The organism is Streptomyces sp. NBC_01433, from assembly GCF_026340105.1.
Taxonomy (GTDB): domain Bacteria; phylum Actinomycetota; class Actinomycetes; order Streptomycetales; family Streptomycetaceae; genus Streptomyces.
Genome location: NZ_JAPEPM010000002.1, coordinates 1519333 through 1545516, shown reverse-complemented (window position 1 = coordinate 1545516; position 26184 = coordinate 1519333). Strand labels below are relative to the sequence as shown.

The 26184-nt window shown below is 69.4% G+C and carries 24 protein-coding genes; 14 read left to right on the top strand and 10 right to left on the bottom strand.

Annotated features, from left to right (window positions below):
* Nucleotides 1–48 precede the first annotated feature (48 nt).
* From OG413_RS34340 to OG413_RS34315, 6 genes are all read left to right on the top strand, one after another.
* Entirely contained in the window at nucleotides 49–456 is a 408-nt protein-coding gene (locus OG413_RS34340; RefSeq protein WP_266812390.1) for a hypothetical protein, read from the top strand.
* 324 nt (nucleotides 457–780) lie between these two features.
* Nucleotides 781–2103, top strand: coding sequence for an oxygenase MpaB family protein (locus OG413_RS34335; RefSeq protein WP_266812389.1), 1323 nt, complete (start codon nucleotides 781–783; stop codon nucleotides 2101–2103).
* Between the two features lie 84 nt (nucleotides 2104–2187).
* Nucleotides 2188–2847: a TetR/AcrR family transcriptional regulator gene (locus OG413_RS34330; RefSeq protein WP_266812387.1), complete on the top strand. Its 660-nt coding sequence runs from the start codon at nucleotides 2188–2190 to the stop codon at nucleotides 2845–2847.
* 509 nt (nucleotides 2848–3356) lie between these two features.
* A complete protein-coding gene (locus OG413_RS34325) occupies nucleotides 3357–9476 on the top strand; it encodes a DNRLRE domain-containing protein (RefSeq protein ID WP_266812385.1) in 6120 nt (2039 codons plus the stop codon).
* A 9-nt stretch (nucleotides 9477–9485) separates the two neighbouring features.
* On the top strand, nucleotides 9486–9839 hold the full coding sequence (locus OG413_RS34320) for a hypothetical protein (RefSeq protein ID WP_266812383.1): 354 nt from the start codon (nucleotides 9486–9488) through the stop codon (nucleotides 9837–9839).
* Between the two features lie 121 nt (nucleotides 9840–9960).
* Nucleotides 9961–10458: a DUF1990 family protein gene (locus OG413_RS34315; RefSeq protein WP_266812381.1), complete on the top strand. Its 498-nt coding sequence runs from the start codon at nucleotides 9961–9963 to the stop codon at nucleotides 10456–10458.
* Between the two features lie 450 nt (nucleotides 10459–10908).
* Here the strand turns inward: OG413_RS34315 and OG413_RS34310 are convergent, their stop codons facing one another.
* Complete coding sequence (locus OG413_RS34310) at nucleotides 10909–11856, bottom strand: M56 family metallopeptidase (RefSeq protein WP_266812380.1); 948 nt, start codon at nucleotides 11854–11856, stop codon at nucleotides 10909–10911.
* The gene (locus OG413_RS34305; protein ID WP_266812379.1) at nucleotides 11853–12224 is read right to left on the bottom strand and encodes a BlaI/MecI/CopY family transcriptional regulator; all 372 of its coding nucleotides are present in this window, start codon (nucleotides 12222–12224) and stop codon (nucleotides 11853–11855) included. The genes OG413_RS34310 and OG413_RS34305 overlap by 4 nt, the downstream gene beginning before the upstream one ends.
* A 114-nt stretch (nucleotides 12225–12338) precedes the next feature.
* On the opposite strand from OG413_RS34305, the gene OG413_RS34300 reads away from it, so the two are divergent.
* The 5 genes from OG413_RS34300 to OG413_RS34280 all read left to right on the top strand — a co-directional run bounded on the left by OG413_RS34300 (nucleotide 12339) and on the right by OG413_RS34280 (nucleotide 17078).
* Complete coding sequence (locus OG413_RS34300) at nucleotides 12339–13001, top strand: DedA family protein (RefSeq protein WP_266812377.1); 663 nt, start codon at nucleotides 12339–12341, stop codon at nucleotides 12999–13001.
* A complete protein-coding gene (locus tag OG413_RS34295; protein WP_266812376.1) occupies nucleotides 12998–13603 on the top strand; it encodes a phosphatase PAP2 family protein in 606 nt (201 codons plus the stop codon). The genes OG413_RS34300 and OG413_RS34295 overlap by 4 nt, the downstream gene beginning before the upstream one ends.
* Before the next feature lie 510 nt (nucleotides 13604–14113).
* Nucleotides 14114–15187, top strand: coding sequence for a lipocalin-like domain-containing protein (locus OG413_RS34290; RefSeq protein WP_266812374.1), 1074 nt, complete (start codon nucleotides 14114–14116; stop codon nucleotides 15185–15187).
* A 143-nt stretch (nucleotides 15188–15330) separates the two neighbouring features.
* Nucleotides 15331–16359: a zinc-binding dehydrogenase gene (locus OG413_RS34285; RefSeq protein WP_266812372.1), complete on the top strand. Its 1029-nt coding sequence runs from the start codon at nucleotides 15331–15333 to the stop codon at nucleotides 16357–16359.
* A gap of 80 nt (nucleotides 16360–16439) precedes the next feature.
* Nucleotides 16440–17078 (top strand): TetR/AcrR family transcriptional regulator, encoded by a 639-nt coding sequence (locus OG413_RS34280; RefSeq protein ID WP_266812370.1) that lies wholly within the window; start codon nucleotides 16440–16442, stop codon nucleotides 17076–17078.
* Between the two features lie 47 nt (nucleotides 17079–17125).
* On the opposite strand, the gene OG413_RS34275 is transcribed toward OG413_RS34280, so the two are convergent.
* Nucleotides 17126–18115: an erythromycin esterase family protein gene (locus OG413_RS34275; protein WP_266812368.1), complete on the bottom strand. Its 990-nt coding sequence runs from the start codon at nucleotides 18113–18115 to the stop codon at nucleotides 17126–17128.
* Between the two features lie 183 nt (nucleotides 18116–18298).
* Between OG413_RS34275 and OG413_RS34270 the strand changes: the two genes are divergently transcribed.
* Nucleotides 18299–18775, top strand: coding sequence for a hypothetical protein (locus OG413_RS34270; RefSeq protein WP_266812366.1), 477 nt, complete (start codon nucleotides 18299–18301; stop codon nucleotides 18773–18775).
* A 111-nt stretch (nucleotides 18776–18886) separates the two neighbouring features.
* Here the strand turns inward: OG413_RS34270 and OG413_RS34265 are convergent, their stop codons facing one another.
* Genes OG413_RS34265 through OG413_RS34255 form a run of 3 tightly spaced genes read right to left on the bottom strand, consistent with a single transcriptional unit; the run spans nucleotide 18887 to nucleotide 21338 of the window.
* Nucleotides 18887–19945 (bottom strand): ArsO family NAD(P)H-dependent flavin-containing monooxygenase, encoded by a 1059-nt coding sequence (locus OG413_RS34265; protein ID WP_266812364.1) that lies wholly within the window; start codon nucleotides 19943–19945, stop codon nucleotides 18887–18889.
* Nucleotides 19942–21033: an ACR3 family arsenite efflux transporter gene (arsB, locus tag OG413_RS34260; protein WP_266812362.1), complete on the bottom strand. Its 1092-nt coding sequence runs from the start codon at nucleotides 21031–21033 to the stop codon at nucleotides 19942–19944. Before arsB ends, OG413_RS34265 begins: the two co-directional genes overlap by 4 nt.
* Nucleotides 21030–21338 (bottom strand): helix-turn-helix transcriptional regulator, encoded by a 309-nt coding sequence (locus OG413_RS34255; protein ID WP_266812360.1) that lies wholly within the window; start codon nucleotides 21336–21338, stop codon nucleotides 21030–21032. Before OG413_RS34255 ends, arsB begins: the two co-directional genes overlap by 4 nt.
* Nucleotides 21339–21448: 110 nt before the next feature.
* Between OG413_RS34255 and OG413_RS34250 the strand changes: the two genes are divergently transcribed.
* Both OG413_RS34250 and OG413_RS34245 read left to right on the top strand, forming a co-directional pair.
* The gene (locus OG413_RS34250; RefSeq protein WP_266812358.1) at nucleotides 21449–21862 is read left to right on the top strand and encodes an arsenate reductase ArsC; all 414 of its coding nucleotides are present in this window, start codon (nucleotides 21449–21451) and stop codon (nucleotides 21860–21862) included.
* A 143-nt stretch (nucleotides 21863–22005) separates the two neighbouring features.
* The gene (locus tag OG413_RS34245) at nucleotides 22006–22905 is read left to right on the top strand and encodes an NAD(P)-dependent oxidoreductase (RefSeq protein ID WP_266812356.1); all 900 of its coding nucleotides are present in this window, start codon (nucleotides 22006–22008) and stop codon (nucleotides 22903–22905) included.
* Nucleotides 22906–23114: 209 nt separating this feature from the next.
* On the opposite strand, the gene OG413_RS34240 is transcribed toward OG413_RS34245, so the two are convergent.
* The 4 genes from OG413_RS34240 to OG413_RS34225 all read right to left on the bottom strand — a co-directional run bounded on the left by OG413_RS34240 (nucleotide 23115) and on the right by OG413_RS34225 (nucleotide 26127).
* Nucleotides 23115–23588, bottom strand: coding sequence for a carboxymuconolactone decarboxylase family protein (locus tag OG413_RS34240; RefSeq protein ID WP_266812354.1), 474 nt, complete (start codon nucleotides 23586–23588; stop codon nucleotides 23115–23117).
* Nucleotides 23589–23708: 120 nt separating this feature from the next.
* Nucleotides 23709–24065, bottom strand: a complete 357-nt coding sequence (locus OG413_RS34235) for a helix-turn-helix transcriptional regulator (RefSeq protein ID WP_266812352.1) — start codon at nucleotides 24063–24065, stop codon at nucleotides 23709–23711.
* 231 nt (nucleotides 24066–24296) lie between these two features.
* On the bottom strand, nucleotides 24297–25259 hold the full coding sequence (locus OG413_RS34230) for an electron transfer flavoprotein subunit alpha/FixB family protein (protein WP_266812350.1): 963 nt from the start codon (nucleotides 25257–25259) through the stop codon (nucleotides 24297–24299).
* Nucleotides 25260–25341: 82 nt separating this feature from the next.
* Nucleotides 25342–26127 (bottom strand): electron transfer flavoprotein subunit beta/FixA family protein, encoded by a 786-nt coding sequence (locus OG413_RS34225; protein WP_266812348.1) that lies wholly within the window; start codon nucleotides 26125–26127, stop codon nucleotides 25342–25344.
* Between the last annotated feature and the right edge of the window lie 57 nt (nucleotides 26128–26184).

The window sequence follows — 26184 nt, the reverse complement described above, 5'->3', positions numbered from 1 at the left end:
GACGACCAACACTTTAATGGTAACGTTCGGAGCATGCGGATAGGTGATGTGACAGTCGAGCCCCTCACCGACGGCGTCATGTCGATGCCGCCGAACCTGCTCCACCCGGACGTGCCGCTGTCCGTGTGGCAGGCCCGGACCGGTGTCCTCGACCGGCGCGGGATGCTCCAGGTCCCGTGCGGCGGGCTCGCCGCGCAGCGGCTGCCCAATGGCGAACTGCCCCCTTCCTGTGCGCAGTTGCCGCAGCGGCCGGCGGAGCTGGACTGCCCGCCCGACTCCGTGACCGACGTGGTCCTCGGCCATCCGCACATCGATCACGTGGGCTGGGCCTCCATCGCGGGTGTTCCCACGTTTCCCCGCGAAGGGCGCCGCAGCCCCTCCCTGGCTTCCATCCGGTCCCGGGGCCAGCCCTCGCCCGCTCCTCCGCACGCCAGGATTCGGCGGGAGGAGACATGACAACCGGCGGATGCCTTCTCTGCCGACGGGCCGCGACGCTCGCCGACACGGATCCTGTCCGGCTGCCGGGGGACCGCACAGTGGGAGTTTCCCCGCACCCGGCGTTGCCGGTGCCCGGCCGGGTGGCGGCGCAGACGTCGCGGCACACCGAGGGCCTCGCCGGTCCGAACGGCGCCGAGGTCAAGGAACTCGTCCCGCTCCTCGCCCGGTTGAGCGCCGCGACACGTCCCTCGCGGACGAAGCGGCCGCCCTGCGGGTCGCCCGCGAACCGGCGCGCCAACTGGCCGCGACCCCTGCCCCAACCATCTGAAAGCGGTGAGATCAATGACGCAGCCGACCGATGTGGATGAAACAACCAATGCGGCTGAAGCAACCAATGCGGCCGAAGCGAACCATGTGGCCGAAGCGGCCGAAGTGTCCATCCCCGAGATCTTTACCTACTTCGAAGCCGCCGGGAGCCCCCAGGGGCAGGCACTCAAGTGGAAACTTGAGCGCCTCGCCAAGTCCCACCTCGATGTCCCCGAGGAACTGGCGACGGCCTTCGGGCGGGCCATGAACACCGGCGACCGGCTCGGCGACGCCTACATCGACGCCGCCTTCGCCTCGCCCAAGGGCAAGGCTCGTGCCCGAAAGGACGTCGAACAGGCCCTGCACGGCGGAATCAAGAGCGTCAGTGACCCGTCCCCGGAACTGGTGGCCCTGTTCGACCAGATCAACACCGACCCCGAGTGGGTGGACTGGGGCAAGGTCGAGCACGGAGCCGAAGTCTTCCGGCGGTACAAGGAGCTCTACCCGTACTTCGGGATGTCCACGTTCAACGCGTACGGGCTGGAGACCGTCGCCAAGCCGCTCGCGCTGACCGGCGCGTACACCGGTGGGTCGGCGTTCGGCCGGTTCGTGGAGACCTCGCGCCTGTGGACGGATACCACCGAGCCCGGGGCCATGCGTCCCGGTGCTGCCGGACGCCGCTCCGCGGTGTTCGTGCGCACCCTGCACTCGATGATCCGTCACACGTTGCTGCCGCACCCCGAGTGGGACCGGGCCCGACTGGGCATGCCCATCAGCCAGTTCGCGCAGACCGGAACGCTGCTGCTCAGTTCGTTCGCCCCCGGGACGCAGCTGAAACTGCTCGGCTACCGCCCCACGGACGCCGACGTGGAAGCGATGATGCATCACTGGCGCTATGTCGGTTACCTCATGGGCGTCGAGCCGCCGTGGTACCCGGAGACGGTGACCGAGGGCTTCAAGGGCAACCTGCTGTTCGGGCTCGCGGAACAGCCGAAGATCGACAAGGACTCGCAGGAATTGTGCCGGTCGTTCATGGACACCTACCTCCCTCCTGACGACGCGAAGGGGTTGCGCCAGGTCTACGGCAAGCTGCGCTACAAGGCGCAACTCGGCCACGCGCGCTTCTACTTGGGCGAGGACAGCTACGGGAGCACCGGCCTCCCCGACCCCGGCCTGTGGCGCTTCGCCCCGCTCGTCCGGACGCCGGGGAATCTGACGCGCGAGACTCTGCGCCGGAACATTCCCGGTGTGGCCGGATGGATCGACCAGATCAACCGGCGAGACCGTCACGCATTCCTCAATGCGAACCTCGAAGGCGGCGAAGCGAAGTTCAAGCCCGTGGACAAGCTCACACGGTAAAGGAATTGCCGCCCTGTTCGTTCGTTCTCTCGTTACCTCTCCTCCGGCTCCACGGGGGAGAGGCAACGCGGCTAAGCTGGTCCCATGTCTGACAATCCGCCGCGTGTCTCCCGTCCACGAGGACGTCCGCCCAAGGACGCGCAATTCGCCCCGACCGATCAGGTTCTGGCCGCCGCGATCGAGGCTTTCTCGGTGCACGGGTACAACGGTGTGTCACTGCGGGCCGTCAATGACGAGCTGGGTGTCAGCCGTAACCTTCTCCATCAGCGCTTCGGGTCGAAGGCGAAACTGTGGGAGGCCGCCGTCGACTGGGCATTTCAACCGCTCGTGGATCATCTGGTGGCCGGGGACGACGAATCGGCCGACCCCATGGTGCGCCTGCGAATGCTGATCCGGAATTTCATCGAGTACTCGGCAGAGCGCCCCTATCTGGCTCGCATTGTCGCTTTGGAAGGCGTGGCCGCCACGGATCGCCTGGAGTATCTCTACCGTCATTACATCGAGCCCATCCGGGCGCGCTACATCCTCGTTCTTGAACTTCTGCACGAGCAGGGGAGAGTCAAGAAAGTCCCCTATGAGACCTTCTATTTCCTGCTCACTTCGGGCGGATCCGCGCTCTACGGCCAGATGGCGCTCGCCTCGATGATGAACCCGGAGCTGACGTCGACCGAGGAGACGCGCGTGCGGCTCTACGCCGAGAGCGTGGCCGAGGTGATTCTCAACGGGCTTTCGCTGGCCGGCTGAACCGGTTTGCCACCGGATGAACCGCCCCAGGTCGGGGAGGAATCGCATCCGCGTGGTGACTCACGCGCGGCATCGCGCCCGTCGGGGCCGCACCGGTTGTCGGGACGGGCCTGGTGGGCCGCGCGGAAGGCGGACTCCCCGGCGAGAGCGGTTCATCGGGCGGTGAGGGCGGCCGATGGGTCGGGTTCACCGCCCTGCCCGCGTTGCGCACACTCAGTCCGACTTCATGATCACGATCCCGCATCGCTTCGGGCCAGAAATCGCTCCGGTGACAGAACCGCATGTTCAGCGCACAGAATGTGCAGGATGTGCTCATTCTGTGAAACACCGAAAAGTATGGAGCGACAGTGACGCGTGGATGGGAGAAGCGGAAGAGACCGCTTCTCAGGGGGGACACTTCAGCACGGGGGAGGACCAGACGGATCGCCGTCGGCCTGGCAACCGTCCTGGCTGCCCAGACAGCTCTTGCGTCGCTCGGGTCGGGTACGGCCTTCGCCGCCGGTACCGCTGTGACGGCCGGTCAGCCCGCCGGCGCGACGGCGGCACCGGCGAGTACGACGAAGGCATCGTCGGCCGACTCGGTGGCCGCGGCCCTGGTCATGGCCAGGCTGCAGAACCGTAGGATCGAGGTGATCCCGGAGCGGACGGAGACCACCACGACCTACGCCCTGCCCAGTGGCGAACTTGAGACGTCGCTGTACGCGGGCCCGGTCCGGGCGAAGGTGGAGGGCACGTGGCGCGACATCGACACCTCGCTCTCCGACGTCGGCCCCTCCCTGGAGCCGAAGGTCGCGGCCGCCGATGTGACGGTGTCGGACGGCGGCGACAAGGTGTTGGCGTCGGTGGCCCGCGGTGACCATTTTTTCAGCATGGGCTGGCAGGAAACGCTTCCCGCCCCCGAGGTGAAGGGCGACACCGCGGCGTACGACCTGGGCGACGGCCAGACGCTCACCGTGACGGCCCTCTCGCAGGGTTTCTCACAGAACGTGGTCCTGGACGAGGCCCCGTCCAGCCCGGTCGAGTACCGAATACCCGTCAAGCTGGGCGGACTGAAGCTCACCGAGTCCGACTCCGGACGCCTGCTGCTCAAGGACACCGACGGCAAGCTGGTCGCCGAGGCTCCGGCGCCGATGATGTGGGACTCCTCCACGAACCCCGCCTCGGGTGAGTCGAGGCATCTGGCACAGGTGGACACAGAGGTCGAGACCGCCGCCGACGGCTCCCAGAGCCTCGTGCTGACCCCGGACGCCGACTACTTCGACCAGGACCTCAGCTACCCGGTCGTCGTGGACCCGACCTCGACCCTCGCGGCGAGCACGGACACCTGGGTGGCCACCAACTACCCCGACTCGCAGGTCTCGTCGACCGAGCTGAAATCGGGCACCTACGACGCGGGCACCACCAAGGCGCGTTCGTACGTGAAGTTCGATGTGGCCGCGTTCAAGGGCAAGCACATCACCGACACCAACCTGGCGCTGTACTCGTACTACTCCTCGACCTGCGCGACCACCGGAGCGGGTACGCAGGTACGACGGGTCACCTCCACCTGGGCGTCCTCCGACATCACCTGGGCCGTCCAGCCGGCCACCACGGCCGATGGCGCGGTCACCAGCAAGGCGGCGCTGGGCTACAACGCCGGCTGCCCGGCCGGGAACGTCAACTTCGACATTGACGCGATCGTCCAGGCATGGGCCGCCGGCTCCGCCAACCACGGTCTCCGAATCGCCGGAGCGGACGAGTCCGACTCGTACACGTGGCGGCGGTTCCGCTCGGCCAACTACGTCTCCGGCGACGGCTCCACCGAGCCGCACCTCACAGTGACGTACAACTCGTACCCGGCCACCCCGACCGGTACGTCCGTCTCGCCGTCCGCGCTGAACAGCTACAACGGCAAGCGCTACGTCACGTCTCTCACCCCGGTCCTCGCCGCCGCCGTGACGGACCCGGACGGGTCGAAGACCAAGGCGCAGTTCGAGGTCACGCCGGACCCCGCCTACGCGGACACCACCTACACCTATACGGGCACGTCGCCCGAGGTGGCCTCCGGCTCGACGGCGAAGCTCACCATCCCGGCGACCACCCCCTTCCCGGCCGGTGCACACCTGCGCTACCGGGCCCGCGCCCACGACGGAGTCGACTACGGCGCGTGGACCGGCTACAGCACCTTCATCCTGAACACGGCCAAACCTGCCGCGCCGAGCATCTCCTGCGACACCTACGAGGAGAACGGCTGGACGGCCAAAGCCGATTCGGGCGTCAGCTGCACTCTGGACACCGACTCCACCGACGGCGCCGGTTACTGGTGGGGCCTGGACGACCCGGCCGTCCCGCACAAGAAGCTGGACACCACCAACGGCACCGGCGGCGACGCTGCCGACATCACCATCGACCCGGCAGACGGCTGGCACACGCTGTACGCCAGGACCGTCGACTCCGGAGGCAACCTCTCGACCGCGGTCACCGCGTACGCGTTCGGCGTGGGCGAGGACGGAGCGGCCGTCATCTCTCCCGCCGACGGGACGGAGACCGCACGCCGGGTCACTCTCGCAGCCAAGGGACTCTCCACGTACACGGGTGTGACCTGGGAGTACCGTCGCGGCGAGGAGGACACCTGGCACACCGTCCCGGCGGCCGACGTCACCGCCTCGGGGAGCGCCGTCACCGCCTGGCCGGTGAAGGTCACCGGCGGCAACGCCACCGAGCTGGTGTGGAACGTGGTGTCCACCCTCGCGGAGGACGGAGTCGTCGAACTGCGGGCCGCATTCACCAATGGCACCACCACCGGTCACTCGCAAACCACCGGCGTCACCCTCGACCGGGACGCGGGCACCGCACCGACGGGCTCGGTCGGCATCGGTGAAGTCAACCTGCTCACCGGTGACTTCTCCCTGACGGAGCCGGACGCCTCGGCGTTCTCCGTCCAGGTGCAGCGCACTTTCTCCTCGCGGACCAACAGCACGGACACCGAGGGCCAGGCCGAGATCTTCGGCCCCGGCTGGGCCTCGTCCGTCAGCGGGGAGGAGAGCAGCGAGTTCACCCAGCTCCGCAGGACGTCGGACACCTCGGTGGAGATCCTGGACGCCGACGGTGCGGCCATCGCCTTCACCGCGGTCCCGAAGGGCGGCTGGGCTGCCCAGACCGGATATGAGTCGCTCACGCTCACGGGATCGCTCACCGGCACGTCGTTCACGCTGAAGGACAGCCAGGCCAACGTCGCGGTCTTCACCAAGGCCGCAGGCACCACCACGTGGCCGCTGGCGTCCAGCGCGTCCGCGGTGGACGACACGCAACTCACGTTCGTCTCCGAGACGACCACGAGCGGCAGTCAGAAGCTCGTCCGCCCGAAGTACGTGATCTCACCGACCGAGGGTGTCACTGCCGCGCAGTGCCAGGCCGATCCCGCGCAGCGGGGCTGCCGCGTCGTGGAGTTCGTCTACGCCACCACGACCACCGCGGCCACCGGGGCCCTGGGCGACCAGCAGAATCGGGTGCAGACCGTCCGCCTGTGGGCCACCGCGCCCGGAGCGGACAAGGCCACGCCGGAGATCATCTCCCGCTACGCCTACGACACCACCGGCCGGCTGCGCGAGGTGTGGGACCCGAGGATCGGCGCCGCGCTGAAGACCTCCTACACCTATGACGCCGACGGCAGGCTCGCCACCCTCACCGAGGGCGGCGCCTTGCCGTGGACCTTCACCTACGGCAAGGCCGGATCCGCTCTCACGGCGGGCTCGGGCATGCTGCTCAAGGCGTCCCGCCCGGGTCTCGCCGAGGGAACAGCCACCACCACGGCCGGCACGGCCGCGACCACGGTCGTCTACGACGTCCCGCTGTCCGGATCCAAGGCGCCCCACCAGATGAACAGGGCCACGGTCGCCACCTGGGCCCAGGACGAGGCGCCCACCGACGCCACCGCGGTCTTCCCGCCCGGCTCGGCCCCGGCCTCCAGCACAGGCGTCGACCTGGGCGCGAGCGCCTACGACGCGGCCACCGTCACGTACATCAACGCCAACGGGGACGAGACCAACACCGCGGCCCCCGGCGGCTCGATCACCACGACCGAGTACGACGCCCACGGCAACACGGTCGCCGAACTGACCGCGGGCAACCGCGCCGTCGCCCTCCGGGCCGACGACGCCAAGGCCACGTCACTCGGCCTGTCCGATCTGACCAGCGCCGAGCGGGCCGAACGGCTCGCCTCGACGACGGTGTACTCGGCCGACGGACAGCGGACGCTGGACGAATACGGTCCGCTTCACCTGGTCACCCTGGGAAGGGAACTGACCGGCGCCACCTCCGACGCCACGATTCCGGCGGGCTCCGTCGTCCCGGCCCGGTCCCACAACAGCTACGTCTACGACGAGAACCGTCCCGGTGACGCCAAGGTGTCGGGCCAGGTGACCACCACCGCCTCCGGCGCCACCGTCGAGGGTTACCCGAAGGACGCGGACATCCAGACCGCTTCCGTCAGTTACGACTGGTCCACCGGACAAGTCCTGTCCGGCAAGGAGGGAGCAACCGGAACCAGCCCCACCGCGCCTGTCGCCCGTACGACGTACGACGCCAAGGGCCGGGTGGCGAGCACCCGGACGGCCGGGTCCAACGGCTCGGACGCGGGCACGCTGGTCTACACGTACTACACCGCGGGCGGCACTGGCGCCTGTGCCGGCCGTCCGGAGTGGGCGGGCATGCTCTGCCGCACCGCTCCCGCGGCCTCCGTCACCGGGGGCGGGGGCAACCCTTCCGAGCTGATCACCACCGGCTTCACCTACGGCCGGGCGGGGCAGCTCGCGACCAGGACCGAGACGGCCAACGGCAGCAGCCGTGTCACCACCGTCGCCACGGACGCCGCGGGCCGCACCGTCAAGTCCTCGGTCACGGGCGGCGCCGGCGAGGCAGTGGCGGACACCACGTACACCTACGACCCGGCCACCGGGCAGCCGGCCACCCGGTCCGCGGGCGGCCAGACCATCCGCTACGGATACGACGCCCTCGGGCGTCCCGTCTCGTACGACGACGGGGCGGGCAACACGACGACCACCGCGTACGACGTCCTCGACCGGCCGGTACGGGTCACCGACTCAGCTCCGTCCGCCACCACCTACACCTATGACGGCGCCGGCCGGGTCAAGACCGTCGACGATTCGGTCGCGGGCACCTTCGGGGCCGTCTACGACGCCGACGGCCGGATCGTCACCCAGACGCTGCCCGGCGGCTACACCCTCACGGTCACGACCGACACCGCCGGCATCCAGACCGGAAAGGAGTACACGGACGGTGCGGGCAACACCGTCCTCTCGGACGTGGCGGGCACCACGGCCCTGGGCGAGCAGTTCCAGCACACCCAGACCGACGGCGCCACCACCGAGACCGCCTTCACCTATGACGCCACCGGGCGGCTGGCCACGGCGACCGACACCACGGCCGGCGGCTGCACCACCCGCGCCTACGCCTTCGACGCGAACAGCAACCGCACCGGCCTGACGACGACGTCGGACGACTGCGACAGCGCCACCGCCGACACCACCAGCACGAAGGTCTCCTCCGGCTACGACAGCGGTGACCGGCTGATCGGCACGGGCATCGCGTACGACGCCTTCGGGCGTACCACCACCCGCGGTGAAGACACCCTGACCTACCACGTCAACGACCTCGTGCGCAGCGAGACCGTCGGCTCGCAGCGCACCGTCTGGTCGCTGGACGCCGCGGGCCGGCTCGCGCGGTCGGCCGAGGAGACCAAGGACGGGAGCGGAACCTGGATTTCCTCCGGGAGCGTTGTCAGCCACTTCGGCGGCGAGGAGGACACGCCCTCCTGGACCAAGTCGTCCGGAGGCGGCATCACCCGGTCCGTCGCCGGTCCGGACGGCCAGCTGGCCGCCGCCACCTCCGGCACCGGTGACACGGTTCTGCAACTCGCGAACCTGCACGGGGACATCTCGATCCAACTCCCGCTGAACCAGGCGGTCCCGCTCACCGTGCAGCGGTACGACGAATACGGCAAACCGCTCGACGGGACCTCCGCGACGACTTACGGATGGCTCGGCGCCTACCAGCGGGACAGCGGTACTCCGAGTGGCGTCACCCTCATGGGGGTCCGCCTCTACGACCCGAGCGGCGGGCGTTTCCTCTCCGTCGACCCGGTTCAGGGAGGCAACGACAACAGCTATGAGTACTGCCGCGGCAACCCCGTCTCCTGCCTCGACCTGAGCGGTGCATACTCGTACGGGGCTTCGTACAGCCTCGGCCTCTTCGGCAGTTCCGCCAAGACGGTCTTCAAGTGGATCCGCACGCACTTCTGGGTCTTTCCGCTGACCGGCTGCGGTGCCACGCTCAGTCTGGGCGAGCGCTGCAACCTGGCCTACGGCAAGGGGCCGGTCAAGGTCACCCACCTGGGCAAGACGTACTGGCAGTTCAAGTCGCTGAAGGGGCACGTCGAAGGCAAGGACAAGAAGATCAAGTTCTGGTTCGGCAAGAAGTACGGTTTCCTCCAGCTCAACGTCAAGGCGTGGGGACCGAACAACACCTGGTGCAACAAGAAGAAGCCGTGTGCCAAGGCGAACAATGTCTTCGCCAAGCTGATGTGGGGCCTTTTCGCCTCCAACATCAGTTGGTACGCGCCGCGTTGGTAAGGGGCTGACATGCAAGCGAATACAACAGGTCTGCTGGACCGCACCGCCGGTGCGGTGGCAGCGATCTGCCTGGCGTTCCTGCCGGGCCTCCTCGCGGCGCTGCCGCTCGGGTTCAACGGCGCACAGCACACGCTGAGCGCTCTGGGCCGGGCCGAGATGCCGGAAGGCGCCACGGCCTCGCTCGGCTGGGGCCTCGCGATGCTGGCGGCGGCTGCGCTGCCCTTCGTCGCGGCGCCGGTGGTCCTGGCGGTCGGGCGGGCCAGGCGTCTGCCCGGCCTCAGGACCGCAAGGATCTGCGCCGGGGTAGTGCTCGGCTGCGGTCTGTTCGCCTGCGCGATGGCGATGGTGTCCGCCGGCGTCTGAGGGGCCGACCGGGTTCGACCGCCGAGGGCCGGGGAATTCTTCCCCGGCCCTCGGTCGCATGGTGCGTCCGGCACGGGGCTGTCAGGACACTCCCCTGTGGCAGCGGGGCATGATGGGGCGCATGCGCGATCTGACCTATTCCGACGTGGGCATGACGGCGAAGAGCGGACCGGCACCCCCGGGCTTCCACGTGCTGCGGCTCCGTACGTCCCTGGGGCTCGGCACGTACGACCGTGCCGCCGAGGCGCTCTTCGGGTGGGGGATGCACCGGGCCACTCCCTTGATCCGTGTCTCGGACGACACTCCGCATGCCGCGCCCGGCGTACGGGTGCTGTTGCGCGCAGGGCCGCTCAGGGCGCCGTGCCAGGTTGTGTGGACCGTCAACGAGAAGCATCGGACCGGGTTCGCCTACGGGACGCTCACCGGACACCCCGAGTGCGGTGAAGAAGCGTTCGTTCTGGAACGCCTGCCGGACAACTCCACCGAGTTCACCATCGTCGCCATCAGCCGGCCCTCGGCTTGGTACACGAAGGCGCTGGGCCCCGGCGGACGCCTGCTTCAGCAGGCCGTGGCGCGCCGGTACGCCACAAGCCTGCAGAGGCTGGCCCGAACGACGTGAAGTCGCCCGCCCGGCCTGCGGCCGTCCACAACGTTGCTGGTCGGCGGGCCGTCACTCATGAGCCGCTCGAAGGTCCATGATCCTGCGGTCGATAGTCGGTGAGGTCTGGGTTCTCCCGGGACCGGCGGGCGAAGGCGGTGCGCGGGTGACCAGGACGCTTCACCTCATTTCCCGGGCCGCCTCCCACACAGTGATCACCGGCTCGATCAGCGCCCACCGCCCGTCGGTGGTATCGGTGCCATAGCCGCGCCGCTCGCTCACCGCGCCAGTCCAACTCCCCTGTCTCTGACCGGTGCCTGTGACCGGTGCCTCCGACCGGCAGCCGGTTCACATCCGCCGGTGCCGGCAGTGCGCCCCGACGTCATGCGTGCTGGGTTGTCATGACGCCGCACGCCGGCAGGGCTTTCAGGAACTTTTCCTGACTGCCGCGAGCCGTACCTGACGCGGAGCTCAGTCCCGGGGGCTCTCGCCCTGCGCGATTTCGATGCTGGTGTGCAGGTCGGTGGCGGCTTCCAGGGCCGAGGCCGCCGAGAGCGCCAGGCACGCCAGCAGGGCAGCCGCGAGGAAGCGGTTGGTCGTGCGCCGCGGGTGCGCGCCGTGCGCTCCGTGGTCGAGCAGGGCGGCGACGCGGCGTGGCACGGGACCGGTCGTCGCGGCCATCGCGAAGCCGGGACGTCCCGCGCCGGGTGACTGGGCGGCGCGGGTGGCCAGGGCGGCCCGGCCGATCGCCCGAGCCGCCAGGCGGCGGTCGCCGACGGCTTCGGCGGCGGCCTCATCCGCGCTGCGCTCCAGCGCGTAGCCGAGCGGCTCACGCAGGCTGCGCAGGCCGGGATGACAGAGAGCGGCCAGTTCGGCCACCGCCACGAAGAGGTGGTGACGTCCGCTCAGATGGGCACGTTCGTGAGCGAACAGAGCCTCGCGTTCGGCGGCGGAGAGGGCGCGCAGCATGCCGGTGGTCACCACGATCCTGCCCGGCCGGCCGGGCAGCGCGTACGCGTCCGGGCTGTCGTCCTTCAGTACGACAAGCTCGCCGTCCGCGCAGGCCGCCAACCGCCTCGCCCGACGCAGCTGAGCCCGGCGTCGGTGCAGCCCGCGCACCAGTACGGTCGTGCACCACGCCAGCAGCGCCGCCGCGACCGTGCCCATCGCCACGACCGTGTCGGGCGAGCCGGTCGTGAGTGGGGTGAGCAGGTCGCCGAGAGCGGCGACGGCGTGTACGTGGGTGGCACCGGGAATGACGAGCAGGGCGAGAGACGCCGTACTGCCGGCGGCGAGGCCCGCCGTCGTGAGGGTGAGCAGCCAGGCTGCCTGCCTCGGGGGAACGCAGGACACGAGCCGTCGGCCTGCCGGGCCGGCGAGGAAGGGCACGAGCAGCGGCACCCACACCAGGTAGATCATGCGGAACCTCCGTCGAGGAGGGAGCGCAGCAGCCGTTCGTCGTCATCGCTGAGCCGGGAGACGAAGCGGGTCAGCACCGCGTCGCGGTCGACCTCCTTCTCCAGCTCCGCATGCATGCGCCGGGCGGTCAGGCCCGCGGCGTCCTCGGTCGGGGTGTAGGCGTAACCGCGACCGGAGCGCACGCGCGTCACCGCATCCTTCTCATGCAGGCGCGAGAGGATGGTCGTCACGGTGGTACGCGCCAGCGACACGCCCAGCGCGCCCTGCACCTGGGCCGGGGTCAGCGGACCGTCGGCAGCCCACAAGGTCGCCAGCACAGTGGCTTCCAGCTCGCCGGCCGGTCGCCGCTCCGCGTTCGTGTCACTCATGGGAACGCTCCTCCCGCATCCTTCGTCTACAGTGAAGTAGACCGTCTACGTCACTGTAGTCAATCGGGTCGTCACCCAGGCCGGCCCCACCCACCATTATGGGAGCAGCCTCCTATGGCCGTATCCGTTCTCGCGGCAGCACCACAGGCCGTGAACTTCCTCGACGCGGGGTCGCTGCTCTCCGCGTTCGGCGCACTCGGTATCGCGGTCGTCCTTTTCGCCGAGACCGGGCTCCTGGTCGGCTTCTTCCTGCCCGGCGACTCGCTGCTGTTCACCGCGGGCCTGCTGTGCGTGCCCGCCGCACACGGCCCGGTGCACCTCTCGCTCGCCCAGGTCCTCATCGCGGCAGTGGCCGGGGCGCTACTGGGGGCCCAGGCGGGCTACTGGATCGGCCGGCGCGGCGGCGGGGCGCTGCTGGCCCGCAGCCGCAGCCCCAAACTCCACAAAGGCGCCGACCGGGCCGAGCAACTTCTGAACCGGTACGGCCATGCCAGAGCGATCGTGCTGGCTCGCTTCGTCCCGGTCGTGCGCACCGTGCTCAACCCACTGGCCGGAGCCCTGAACGTACCCGCTCGCCTCTTCACGCTCTGGCAGGTCGTCGGCGGGCTCATCTGGACCGTCGGTCTCGTGCTCGCCGGATACGCACTGGGCTCCTCGGTCCCCAACGTCGACCGCTACCTGCTGCCGATCGTGGCCCTCGTCGTGGTCATCTCCCTCATCCCGCTGGCCGTCGAGGTGCTGCGCACCCGCCGTGCACCCGAAGGGGGTTCGCGTTGACATCGCTCGCCCTGGACGGCACCTCCGTCGACGGAAGCCTGTACACGTCCATCACCGACCTCGCCCAGCACGCACCGGCCTGGCTGGACTCCCTGATCTCGGCCTGGTCCACGTACGGCCTCGCACTGTTCGCCGTACTCATGCTGGTGTCCTGGTGGCGCGCGCGGTCCGCCACCTCGCCACGGACCGCGACGGCACTGGCCGCCCCCGTCATCGTGGTCGTGGCGTTCGCCGCGGACACCGTGATCAAGTCGCTGGTCCGTGAGCAACGGCCCTGCCGGACCCTGCACACCGTCACGCTGGAGGCATGTCCCCCCTTGGGGGACTGGTCCTTGCCCAGCAACCACGCCGCCATCGCCGCCGCGACAGCTGTGGCCATCTGGCTCACCCACCGGCGCCTGGGAGCCGTCGCCCTGCCCGCCGCGCTGCTGATGGCGCTGTCCCGCGTGTGGGTCGGCGCGCACTACCCCCACGACGTCGTCCTCGGCCTGCTCGTCGGAGCCGGCCTCGCCTGGCCCCTGACACTCGCGGCCCGCCGCACCGCGCCCCTCGTCGACAAGCTCCGGGACACCCCGCTGCGCCCACTTGTGGCGCCTCGATGAACGAGCCCGCCCCGAGGCCCATGCGCCGGCGCGTGGGCCCTTGCCCAACGGGTCCGCTCGGGGTGCTTGGGGTGTTTGGGGCGCTGGGGGTGCTTGCCGTGCTTGAGGAAATAGCGGCTGTCCGGCGTCACCGCTACCTCTGGCTTCACCTCGACGAGCCGCGGGCGGAGCCCGGCGCAGCCGCCGGAACGCCCGACGGCTGCGCCGGGTAGCCCGGAGCCTGGGCGTCAGCCCACTGTCACGCGCACCGTCGCCTCTTGCGCGGCGGTGTCGGTGGTGTCCCGTGAGGCCGTCGGTCACCGAGGTGGTCGTCGGACCGTCGAAACCGCCCGAGGTGTCCTCGGCCCGGGTCACGCCGTAGGCGTGGTTGTCCGAGCCGAGTGCGGAACCGAGCAGGACGACGCGACTTGATTTTAATTGTCATGTGTCTATATTTGATGGAGGAGGGCTGATCGCGAGACTTCCGAGGAAAGCGAGGCGAGGACGATGTCCCGACCCGAGGTGTGCGGCATGGCCGATGAAGCGGCCGACTATCAGCGGCTGGGGATTGCCAGGGCCGACATCGCGCCCTGGGAGGACGGCTTCCGCTCCCGCCCCGGCGGCCCCGGCACCTTCGAGTGGTGGTACTTCGACTCCGTGCTCGACGACGGATCCACCCTGGTGATCAACTTCATGGTCAAGGACTTCCGGGTCGGCAAGGGTGTCGATCAGCCGCCTGCGCCGGTGATCACCATCGAACTCGACCGCCCGGACGGCACCCACCTGGAGCGGACGTCACCGGCCCATCCGGACGACCACGACTTCGCCACCGACCGGTGCGACGTCCGCATCGGCCGCAACACGTTCTCCGGTGACCTGCACGCCTACCGCATCCACGCGGAGATCGAGGGCGTCGTCGCCGACGTCACCCTCACCGGACAGCTGCCCTCCTGGCGGCCGAAGACCGGGCACATCGTGTTCGGCGAGGAGCATCAGAAGTACTTCGCATGGCTGCCCGCTGTACCGCAGGGCACGGTGGAGGCCACTCTCACCATCGACGGTGTCACCGAGACCCTTACGGGCACGGGCTACCACGACCACAACTGGGGCGACGCGGAGATGGCCCGCCTCATGCACCACTGGTACTGGGCGCGGGCAGAGGTGGGCGACTACACCGTGATCGCCTCGTACATCACCGCCGCGAAGAAGTACGGATCGGCCGAGGTCCCCATCTTCATGCTCGCCAAGGACGGCAGGATCCTGGCCGACCAGGGCCGGCTGGTGCGGTTCACCAAGTCCGACGAGCAGCCCGACCCGGTGACCGGGAAGCCCGTCGCGAACACCGTCGTGTACGACTACGACGCCACCGCCGAGGGCGGCGAACGCTTCAGGGTCACCTTCCGGCGCGAGAACACCATCGTGCAGGACCGCATGATCGAGTCCTTGAACGGCCCCGAGCGGGTCCTGGCCCGGCTCGCCGGATTCAACGGCGCCTATCTGCGTTTCACCGGCCAGGTCACCGTCGAGCGCCTCACGCCCGGCCGCGAGGGCGACAGCGTCGGCGCACCGGCCCTGTGGGAGCTCATGTACTTCGGAAAACACTGAGCCAGGCGCCGAGCCAGGCGCTGAGCCAAGCGCCGACGAAGCATCCCCCGCGTCACGCGCTGAACCAACCCCCGCGTCGCGCGCTGAATCGACGGCGGCCCCACCGGAATCCGGGTGACGCGAACCCACCATGAGAGAGAGCCATGCAAGCAGTCCAGAACAGCCGGTTCGGACCTGCCCGGGAGGTCCTCGGGTACGGAGCCGCGCCCGCCCCGCGTCCACCGGGCAAGGGAGAGGTCCTGGTGCGCCAGCGGGCCACATCGGTCAACCCGATCGACTGCCGCAGGCGTGGCGGCTACGGTCGCTCACTCCTGCGCCTCAGCGGCATCGGCGGTTTCCCGCAGATCCTCGGCAGCGACGTCTCCGGAGAGGTCGTGGCACTCGGCGCGGGTGTGAGCGGACTGCGGGTGGGGGACGCGGTGTTCGGTGCGAAGAAGCCCTCCATCCGGGGTACGTACGCCCAGTACTGCCTGGTCGAGGCCGCCGAGGTGGTACGCAAGCCCGCCTCGCTCTCCTTCGCCGAGGCCGCGGCCCTGCCCTACGCGTTCCTGTCCGCCTGGGCCGCGCTCACCGACGCGGGTTTCCGGGCCGAGAGCGCGGCCGGCCGGAGGGTCTTCCTGCAGGGCGGCACCGGCGGTACGGGCGTCGTCACCTTGCAGGTGTGCAAAGCCCTCGGCGCCCATGTCGCCGTCACGGCCGGCCCGCAGGGCGTCGACCTCTGCCGCCGCCTGGGCGCGGACGAGGTCTTCGACTACCGCACCCAGGACTTCACCCGGCACCTGGACCGGTACGACTTCGCGGTCTGCCTGGCAGACCAGTCCGAGGAGGCCAAGATGATATCCATCCTGCGCCCCGGGCCCGGCGCGGGATACGCCACGCTCGTCCACCCCCTGATGCGCCTGGTCGACACCAAGGGGCTGCTGCGAGGGGGCACCGAGGCGGTCCGCACCCTCCTGCGCCACCGGCGCGCTCAGAAACGGCACCGCCGCGCCTATGCCTGGAGCCTGTTCCGTTCCGACCGCGCGGCCCTGGAACTTCTCGCCGAGCTCTCCGAGAAGGGCACTGTCCAGGCGGTCATCGACCGCACCTACCCCCTGTCGGCGATGGCCGAGGCCCATGAGTACTCCGAGAGCGGCCGCGCCAAGGGGAAGATCGTGATCGAGATCGACTGATGCCCGGGCCGGCCGGCACCGCCGGAATGCCGGACGATCACGCTTTCCGGTCCCGGAGCGCACGCCCGTACGATGAGGCCATGGTCAAGGCAGTGCGTCCCCGGGGCCGCCCGCGCAAGGACGAGGCCCCCGCCCCCGAGGGCGAGGTCCTCCGGGCCGCGTTGCGCGCCTTCGCCACGTACGGCTTCGACGGGGTGTCGATACGCACGCTCAACCGCGAACTCGGTGTGAGTCACAACCTGCTCCACCAGCGCTTCGGCTCGAAGGAAGCCGTCTGGCGCGCCGCCGTGGACTGGGGCTTCGGCCACCTGGTCGCGCAACTCCTCAGCTCCGACGACGAATCGGCCGACTCCCTGGCACGCCTCCACTCCTTCGTGCGGACCTTCGTCCGGTTCACCGCCCAGCACCCCGAACTCCAGCGTCTGATGAACATCGAGGGCGGCCAGTCCAGCGACCGGCTCGACTACATCACCGACACCTACGTCACGCCGATCATCGACCGCTTCCTCCCGCTGCGCGACGACCTGGTCGAGCGCGGCGAGATCAGGCCGGTACCGCCCGAGGTGATCTTCTACATGATCACCTCCGGCGGTGGAGCCATGTTCGCGAGCCGGGAGCTGACCGAGCGGCTCTTCACGGACGCGCCACTCGCCCCGGAGCGTGTGGGGGAGTACGCCGACACCTTCGCCGACCTCATCATCAACGCCCTCCGCCCCTGAAATGTCACATGGGTCCCGGCCGTGCGCCGCCGCGTACCGGTGCCGCCCTACTCAAGGAGGCGGACCGGGGTGACCACTCGGGAGTGGAGGATGACGTCGAACCAGTCGGCCAACGACCCACCGGAAAGACGGTAGGCGGCGTTGTCGGCCGGGTCGTAGGCGGGACCGATCACGCGCGTCCTGGCCGGGGCGTCGAGCCACGCCCGTACGGCGGCGGGGCCGTCACCGTGCAGGTCCAGGGCATAGGCATCCAGACCGGCGCTGCCCAGGACCGCGTCGGCGAACTCCGCGGGTGGAGCGGGAATGGGGTAAGGCGCCATGCCGTGGTGGAATGTCAGGCCGACGCTCAGGTAACCCGATCCGAAGTGTTCGCGCATATGACTGCCCGCGTTCCGGTGCGTCATCGGCGGCGACGTGGGGTAGGTGGTGCGCGAGTCGCCGTTGGCGGTATGGGCGAGGCCGCCCAAGTAGACGATTTTGTCGCCGGAGCGTTCGTGCCACCGCATCACACTCTCGGCCAAGTTCCGGTCGATTTCGGCGCGATCGTCTGGCTGTGGCTGTGGCTGTGGCTGTGGCTGCGACTGGGACTGCGGCTGGCGCTGGGGCGTTCGTGTCCGGGAGCTGCCGACGCCCTCGGTGAACCGGACCTGGTCATCGGGGTTGCGTCGGTTGTAGGAGCGCATCCATCGGACGAGGTCGAGCATCTCCTCGGTCCGCCAGAACGACCGTGCCCCGGACAGCGATGCCTCCGGGTTTCCCGTACCGCTTCTGATGTACTCACCGAGTCCGACCCTCGCCGCGTCGTCGCCCTCCAAGGCCAGTGAACGGAACCCCAGGTCCTCGACGAGGAGCCGGACGGTCCTGTGCGCAAGAGCGGCCAGTTCGTGGGCCTGGCGGGTCGAGGCGCCGATGGCGACGACCTTGGCGTCTCCGATGAGGTCGGCCAGAGGCGAGAGATCGGTCAAGGGTGCCTGTGGGTCCAGAGTGGTGAGCGGGTGGGCGTGCCGCCTGATCCACTGGGTCACTGTCTCCGTCATCACGAGCGCTCCTCGATCGGCATGATTCGTTCCGGACGCGGCCAACGCCGCCTGAAGAGCAGCCTCATACGTGAACCACGGTTGAGGTCAATCGGAGCGCCTGCCGGAGCACCTGTCAGTGGCACCTGTCAGGATCGGTGCGTCACAGACACCGGAGAGCTGCCATCGCGGGGAGGAAGCCAGGTGACGGAGAGGGATGACAGGGACGACGTACCGTCGGGGGAGGGCGGACTGTCGGAGGAGGGCGGGGGCCGGTCCGTGGCGGGACGCGTTCCGACATCGGCTTCGGTGCTCGCGGCGGCCGGGAAGTCGGCCGTCGTCGGCCCTCTGGCGGTGATGGTTTCGTACGTCGACGCGCAAATGGTCCGGGCGAGCACCGGGGAGTTCGGGTGGCTGTTCGGCACCGAGTTCTGGCTCATGGTGCTGATACTCGCCGGGCTGCGCGTCCAGGGCTGGACCGAGGACGACGACCGCTGGGTGGGCGTATTCGTGCTGGGGATTCTCGTCGCGGGGCTCGTAGCGGGTCCGCTCCTCCTTTTCCACGGAGCCCTCGTCGCGCTGGCGGCGGTGCCCGGCGTGGTCGTGGTGGTGGCACTGGGGTGCGCGGTGGCCCGGACATGCGGCTTCGAAGCCAACCGCTGGGGCTCCAGGGGCCGTTGACGGCTCAGGGCCGCAGTCGCCTGCCTTGTACCGCCGCCCGTCGGCTGCCGCGGTCGTCGGCCTTGCCCCCCGTGCCCTTGTGCGTGCCCCGCCGCGAAGGCTGCTCCCGTCCTACGTCCCCAGCAGCTCGGCGATCTCGCGAGCCGCGTCACGGGCCGGCCGGCCGACGCCGATCAGGGTGGCTGAGGCCGGTCCGGTCCAGTCGCCGTATCCCAGCAGGTGCAGGCGTGGTTCGTCCGCGGCGCGAGTGCCGTACGTCGGAATGTGGCCGCGCGGTCCACGCAGCCCGAGGGGCGCGAGGTGGGAGAGGGCCGGACGGAAGCCGGTGCACCAGATGACCGCGTCGGCTTCGGTGCGTGTGCCGTCGGCCCATTGGACGCTGTCCGGCGTGAGGCGGGTGAACATGGGCCGCGCCTTGAGCAACCCGGCATCCCGGGCCTCGCGTACGGGTGGAACCGTCACGATGTCGCCGAGTGAGGCCACTCCTCCGGTGTCGCCCGTACCCGCGTCGAGTGCGCGGCGGCGGGCGGTGGCGGCATCGAACAGCGCACGGCCGTCGATCTCGTCGGCGAGGTAGCGGGGCGGGTGCCGGGTCACCCAGGTCAGCCGCGTGTGCGGGGCGAGGTCGGCGGCGATCTGCGCACCGGAGTTGCCGCCGCCGACCACGACGACACGCTGCCCGGCGAACTCCTCGGGGCCGCGGTACCGCACGGTATGCGCCTGTCGGCCCCGGAACACCGCGTGGCCCGGTACGGCGGGCAGGAAGGGGCGCCACCAGGTACCGGTGGCGCTGACGACCGCGTCGGCGCGCCACGTTCCCGAATCGGTCTCGACCCGCAGGTGTTCGGCATTCCTGTGCACACCGCGCACGCGTACCGGGCGGTGGAGGGGGAGTTCGTACCGCTGCTCGTAGTCGCGCAGGTACTCCACCACATGTGCGGCATCGGGATACGTCTCGCCCGGCTGGTGCGGCATGAGGCGGCCGGGCAGGGACGAGAAGGCGGCCGGGGAGAACAGGTGCAGTGAGTCCCACGCATGCTGCCAGGCGCCGCCCGCCCGCGCCTGGGCGTCGAGGATGACGAAGTCCAGGCCCCGGCGGCGCAGGTGGTAACCGGCGGCGAGTCCTGCCTGGCCGCCGCCGATCACCACCACCCGCGTGTGCCGTGTCATGAACCCAAGGGGGCCGGGGTGAACTTCTTGCGCCAGGCAAGGGACACGTACACCAGAGCGATCAGGACCGGGACCTCGATCAGCGGCCCGACCACGCCGGAGAGCGCCTGGCCGGAGGTGACGCCGAAGGTGGCGATGGCGACCGCGATGGCGAGTTCGAAGTTGTTCCCCGCGGCGGTGAACGCGAGGGTCGCGGTGCGGTCGTAGGCGAGACCGATCGCCTTGCCGAGGAAGAAGGTGCCGACGAACATGATCGCGAAGTACACGAGCAACGGCAGCGCGATGCGGACGACGTCCAGCGGCTGGGATGTGATCGTTTTTCCCTGGAGCGCGAAGAGGATGACGACCGTGAAGAGCAGGCCGTAGAGCGCCCAGGGGCCGATCTTCGGCAGGAATCCGGCCTCGTACGATTCGCGGCCCATCCTCTTCTCGCCGATGCGGCGGGTGAGGAAGCCGGCGACCAGGGGCACACCGAGGAAGATGACGACGTTCAGCGCGATCTTCCACATCGAGATGTCGAGGCTCTGTCCATCACCCAGGCCGAGCCAGCCGGGCAGCAGGTCGAGGTAGAGCCAGCCGAGCAGGCCGAACGCGATGACCTGGAAGACGGAGTTGAGGGCGACGAGGACGGCGGCGGCTTCGCGGTCGCCGCAGGCGAGGTCGTTCCAGATGATGACCATCGCGATGCAGCGGGCCAGGCCGACGATGATCAGGCCCGTGCGGTACTCGGGCAGGTCGGGAAGGAAGATCCAGGCCAGCGCGAACATGATGGCCGGGCCGATGATCCAGTTGATGACCAGCGAGGAGATCATGAGCTTGCGGTCGCCGGTGACGGCGTCGAGCTTGTCGTAGCGGACCTTGGCCAGGACCGGGTACATCATGATCAGCAGCCCGACCGCGATGGGCAGGGAGATGCCGCCGATCTCCACCTTCGCCAGTGCGTCGTTCAGGCCGGGTATGAGCCGTCCCAGGCCGAGGCCGAGGGCCATGGCCAGGAGGATCCAGACGGCGAGGAAGCGGTCGAGCGTCGACAGCTTCCGGACGACCGGCGTATCGGTGGCCGTCGCGGGTGCTTGCGCGGCCGTCACGGACAGGCCCTCTTGTTCTCGGATGCGGTACGGGCGGACTCGGCCAGCTCGGCGAACTGGCCCGCGAGCTGGGCGATGACGTCGGGGCGGAGCTTGTAGTAGGTGAAGCGGCCGCACGGTTCCGTCTCCACGACGCCGGCCTCCCGCAGCACTCTCAGGTGGTTGGAGAGGTTGGTCTGTCTGGCACCCGTCTCCTCGACCAGGTGGGTGGTGCACAGCGTCTCGCGGGCGAGCAGGGTCACGATCCGGAGCCGGAGCGGATCGCCCAGCACCCGGATCAGTTCAGTGTCGACTGACGTCATCATGGGCTGATACTTTCACATCATTGGCTACTGATGCCAGTAGAAACTGATATCACTTGCATCTGATTCGTTTGATTCGTTTGATTCGTTCGTGAGGCAAGGGAGACCTCCTGATGTCCGAGAAGCCCTCTGTGCTCTTCGTCTGTGTCCACAACGCCGGCCGTTCCCAGATGGCCGCCGCGTGGCTGACCCACCTCGCGGGGGACCGCGTGGAGGTCCGCTCCGCCGGATCCGACCCCGGCGAAGCGGTCAACCCCGCGGCCGTCGAGGCCATGGCGGAAGTCGGCATCGACATCTCCGCCGAGACGCCGAAGGTCCTCACCGTCGACGCCGTCAAGGAGTCGGACGTCTGCATCACGATGGGGTGCGGCGATACCTGCCCGGTCTTCCCCGGCAAGCGCTACCTCGACTGGCAGCTGGAGGACCCGGCCGGGCAGGGAGTCGCGGCGGTGCGGCCCATTCGTGACGAGATCAAGGCCATGGTCGAGGACCTGATCCAGGAGATCGCGCCGGAGCCGTCCAGGTGAGTGCCGGGGCGGGCGGGCGGAACGGCGGCCGAAGTCTCGCTTGACCTCAACCGCGGTTGGGTTTCTAGCGTGTTGTTCCACCGCAGAAACGGTGGCGGCACCGGTCGGGGGCTGGGCCGCCACAACCGGAGAGAGGGCGATTGATGACGACTGCCTCGCAGAACACCGATGCCCGGCCGAACGTGACCGTGATCGGCCTGGGCGAGATGGGATCAGCCCTCGCGGGCGCCTTCCTGGCCGGCGGGCACCGCACCACAGTGTGGAACCGTACGCCGGAGAAGACCGACCCCGTGGTCGCCGGGGGAGCCGTGCGGACCGGGACCGTACGGGACGCCGTCGCAGCGAGCCCGCTCGTGGTCGTCAGCGTGCAGGGCAATGCCGCGGCGCGCGAGGTTCTGGAAACGGCGGGGGACGTGCTGGCGGGCCGCGCCGTGGTCAACCTCACGGACGGGACATCGGAAGAGGCCAGGGCCGTGGCGGAGTGGGTCGAGGGCCAGGGCGCGCGGTACCTCCATGGGCAGATCATGACGATCGCTCCGGGCATCGGAGGCGCGGACACGGTGATCTTCTACGGCGGCTCCGGCGCGGTGTTCGACCGCTGGCGGCCGACGATCGGGCTGCTCGGCGGCCGGAGCGCCCTGGTCTCGGCGGACGCCGGCGCACCGACGCTGTACGGGATGGCCGTGCACGGCACCATGTGGGGCACACTCAACGGATTCCTGCACGCCGCCGCCCTGTTGACCAGCGAGGGCATCGAGGTGAAGCGGTTCCTGGATGACGCCGGGCCGTCCGTCGCCGCACTTCTGGGATCCCTCCCGGTGCTCGCCGACGAGGTGGATCGCGGCACGTACGCGACGAAGTTCGGGTCGCTCCAGCACCACCGGCCCTCCGTCGAGGACCTGGTCCGCGAAAGCAGGGCGCGGCACATCGACACCGTATTCCCCGGCTACACGCTCAGCCTCGTGGAGCGGGCGCTGGCGGACGGTCACGCCGACGACAGCTACTCACGTCTGATCGAACACTTCAGGAAGCCGCGGCCCTGATTCCGAACGGTCCGGCCAACTGGGCGCGGCCATAAAGGGGTTGACCCAGCACCGGCCCCGGACGAGGCGCCCCGCGACCGCGAGCCGACGCCCGTGGCCGTCGTCCGCGGCACGCGTATCACTCCTGCGGCCCAGCCGCCTCTCCAGCAGCCCGTGGGGCCACGGACCTGAGACCGCGGCCCCAAGGACCCGCCACGCCGCAGCCTGGGTCAGCCGAACTGGCCCGGCCGGTAGTCACCGGCCGGCTGCTGGACGATGACGTTCAACCGGTTGAAGGCGTTGATGAGGGCGATGAGGGCCACCAGGGCGGCCAGTTGGTCCTCGTCGTAGTGCTTGGCGGCGTTCGCCCAGGCTTCGTCGGTGACTCCACCGGCGGCGTCGGCGATGCGGGTGCCCTGCTCGGTCAGTTCCAGGGCGGCCCGCTCGGCCTCGGTGAAGACCTTGGCCTCCCGCCAGACCGCGATGAGGTTGAGGCGCGCCGACTCCTCACCGGCGTGGGCGGCGTCCTTGGTGTGCATGTCGGTGCAGAAGCCGCAGCCGTTGATCTGGCTGGCGCGGATCTTCACCAGCTCCTGCGTCACGGCGGGAAGCGTCGAGTCCGTCACGGCCTTGCCCGCCGAGACGATGTGCTTCGTGAGTTTGGCGGCGACGGGGTTGCCGAGGAGGTTGAGACGGGCGTTCATGGTGATCTCCTTGCCGTTTCGACGGTTACACAGACATGACGAAACGGCCCCGCCGAATGTGACAACGGGACGGACCGCATGAGCATGAGGGTGACGTGTCTCTTGCGCGGGCGGGAGCGCTCAGGGCCGGGACGCCAGCATCTGCCCCATGGCGGCGAGCACGGACGGCTCGACGCGGTAGTAGACCCAGGTGCCGCGTCGTTCCGAGGAGAGCAGCCCGGCCTCCTTGAGCTTCTTGAGGTGGTGGGAGACGGTCGGCTGGGAGACGCCGACGTCGGAGATGTCGCACACGCACGCCTCGCCGCCGTCGTGCGAGGCGACCAGCGAGAACAGCCGCAGCCGCACCGGGTCACCCAGCGCCTTGAACATCGCGGCCGTGCGTACGGCCTCCTCGGAGGTCAGGGCCCGCTCGGTCAGGGGCGGGCAGCACGGAACGACCTCGGACTCCGGCAGCGGCGACACCTTCGCATTCGACATGTGTCTATGTTGACACATGTCGAAGCAGGAGGGTCGGCGAGAACGCGGTTACCACCGTCCTGCCCGCCGCGCGTCCGTCGATGGTGTCCGGTAATGGCCTGGGGCCGCGCGGTGGGTTTCACCGTGCGGCCCCGGGGGGTGCTGTGCTTGCGCTGTGCTGTGTGCTGCGTGTGGTGCGCGCCTGCGTGGTGCGCGCTGCGTGTGTTGTGGTGTGCGCTGTGTGTGTGGGGGTCAGCCCTTGCGGGTGTTGATTTCTTCGGTGAGCTGGGGGATCACGTCGAAGAGGTCGCCGACGACGCCGTAGTCGACGAGGTCGAAGATCGGGGCCTCGGCGTCCTTGTTGATCGCGACGATCGTCTTGGACGTCTGCATCCCGGCCCGGTGCTGGATCGCGCCGGAGATCCCGGACGCGATGTACAGCTGCGGGGACACCGACTTGCCGGTCTGCCCGACCTGGCTGGAGTGCGGGTACCACCCGGCATCGACCGCGGCACGCGAGGCACCCACCGCCGCGCCCAGGGAGTCCGCGAGCGCCTCGATCAGCGGGAAGTTCTCCGCACCGTTGACCCCGCGTCCGCCCGACACCACGATCGCGGCCTCGGTCAGTTCCGGACGGCCCGTCGACTCACGCGGCGTACGCGACACGACCCGCGCCGCGTTCTCCGTACCCGAGAAATCCACGTGCAGGTCCTCCAGGGCACCCGCGGCCTCCGCCGGCTCCACCGGCGCCGAGTTCGGCTTCACCGTGATCACCGCAACACCCCGCACCACCCGCGACCGGGTCGTGAACGACGCCGCGAACGCGGACTGCGTCGCGACGGGACCCGACTCACCCGCCTCCACATCCACCGCGTCCGTGATGATCCCCGAACCCGTCCGCACCGCCAGACGCGCCGCGATCTCCTTCGTCTCCGCCGACGACGGCAGCAGCACCGCGACCGGCGACACCGCGTCGAACGCCGCCCGCAGCGCATCGACCTTCGGCACCACCAGATACTCCGCGAACTCCGGCCCCTCCACGGCCAGCACCCGCACCGCACCGTGCCCGGCCAGCACACCGGCCGTCTTCCGCGCACCGGCACCCACCGCGACAGCCACCGGATCACCCAGACGCCGCGCCAGCGTCAACAGCTCCAGCGTGGGCTTGCGGACAGCACCGTCCACATGATCGACATAGACAAGAACTTCAGCCATGGGACTTCAATCTCCTGCGAAACGAAACGGAAAAGGGGGAACGACAACGAACCGAACCGAACAGCGGACCCGGACGCGGGCCTCAGATGAACTTCTGGCCCGCGAGGAACTCGGCCAGCCGCCTGCCGCCCTCGCCCTCGTCCTTCACGACCGTGCCCGCCGTACGCGCCGGACGACCGGCCACCGCGTCCACCACCGTCCACGCACCCGCCAGACCGACCTCACCCGCACCGATCCCCAGATCATCCAGATCCAGCGACTCGACCGGCTTCTTCTTCGCCGCCATGATCCCCTTGAACGACGGATACCGCGCCTCGCCCGACTGGTCCGTCACCGACACCACCGCCGGCAACGACGCCTCCAGCACCTCACTGGCCGTATCACCGTCCCGCCGCCCCGTCACCACACCACCGGCCACCGACACCTCCGACAGCAACGACACCTGAGCCACCCCCAGCCGCTCCGCGAGCAACGCCGGCAGCACACCCATCGTGCCGTCCGTCGACGCCATCCCACAGATCACCAGATCGAACCCACGGTCCCCGACCGCCTTCGCCAGCACCAGCGACGTCCCCATCGCATCCGAACCGTGCAGAGCGCCGTCCTCCACATGAACAGCCCGGTCCGCACCCATCGACAACGCCTTGCGCAACGCGTCCTTCGCGTCCTCGGGACCCACCGTCACCACGGTCACCTCAGCCCCCTCCACCCCGCCCGCGATCCGCAACGCCTGCTCGACCGCATACTCGTCCAGCTCCGACAACAGACCATCGACATCCTCACGGTCCACCGTCAGGTCATCGGCGAAACGCCGGTCACCGGTCGCGTCGGGCACATACTTCACACAGACAACGATCCTCAAGCTCACGCCGGCTCTCCTACCTGGGTGTGGTTCGTAGATACGAGATTATGGCACTCAGTACCC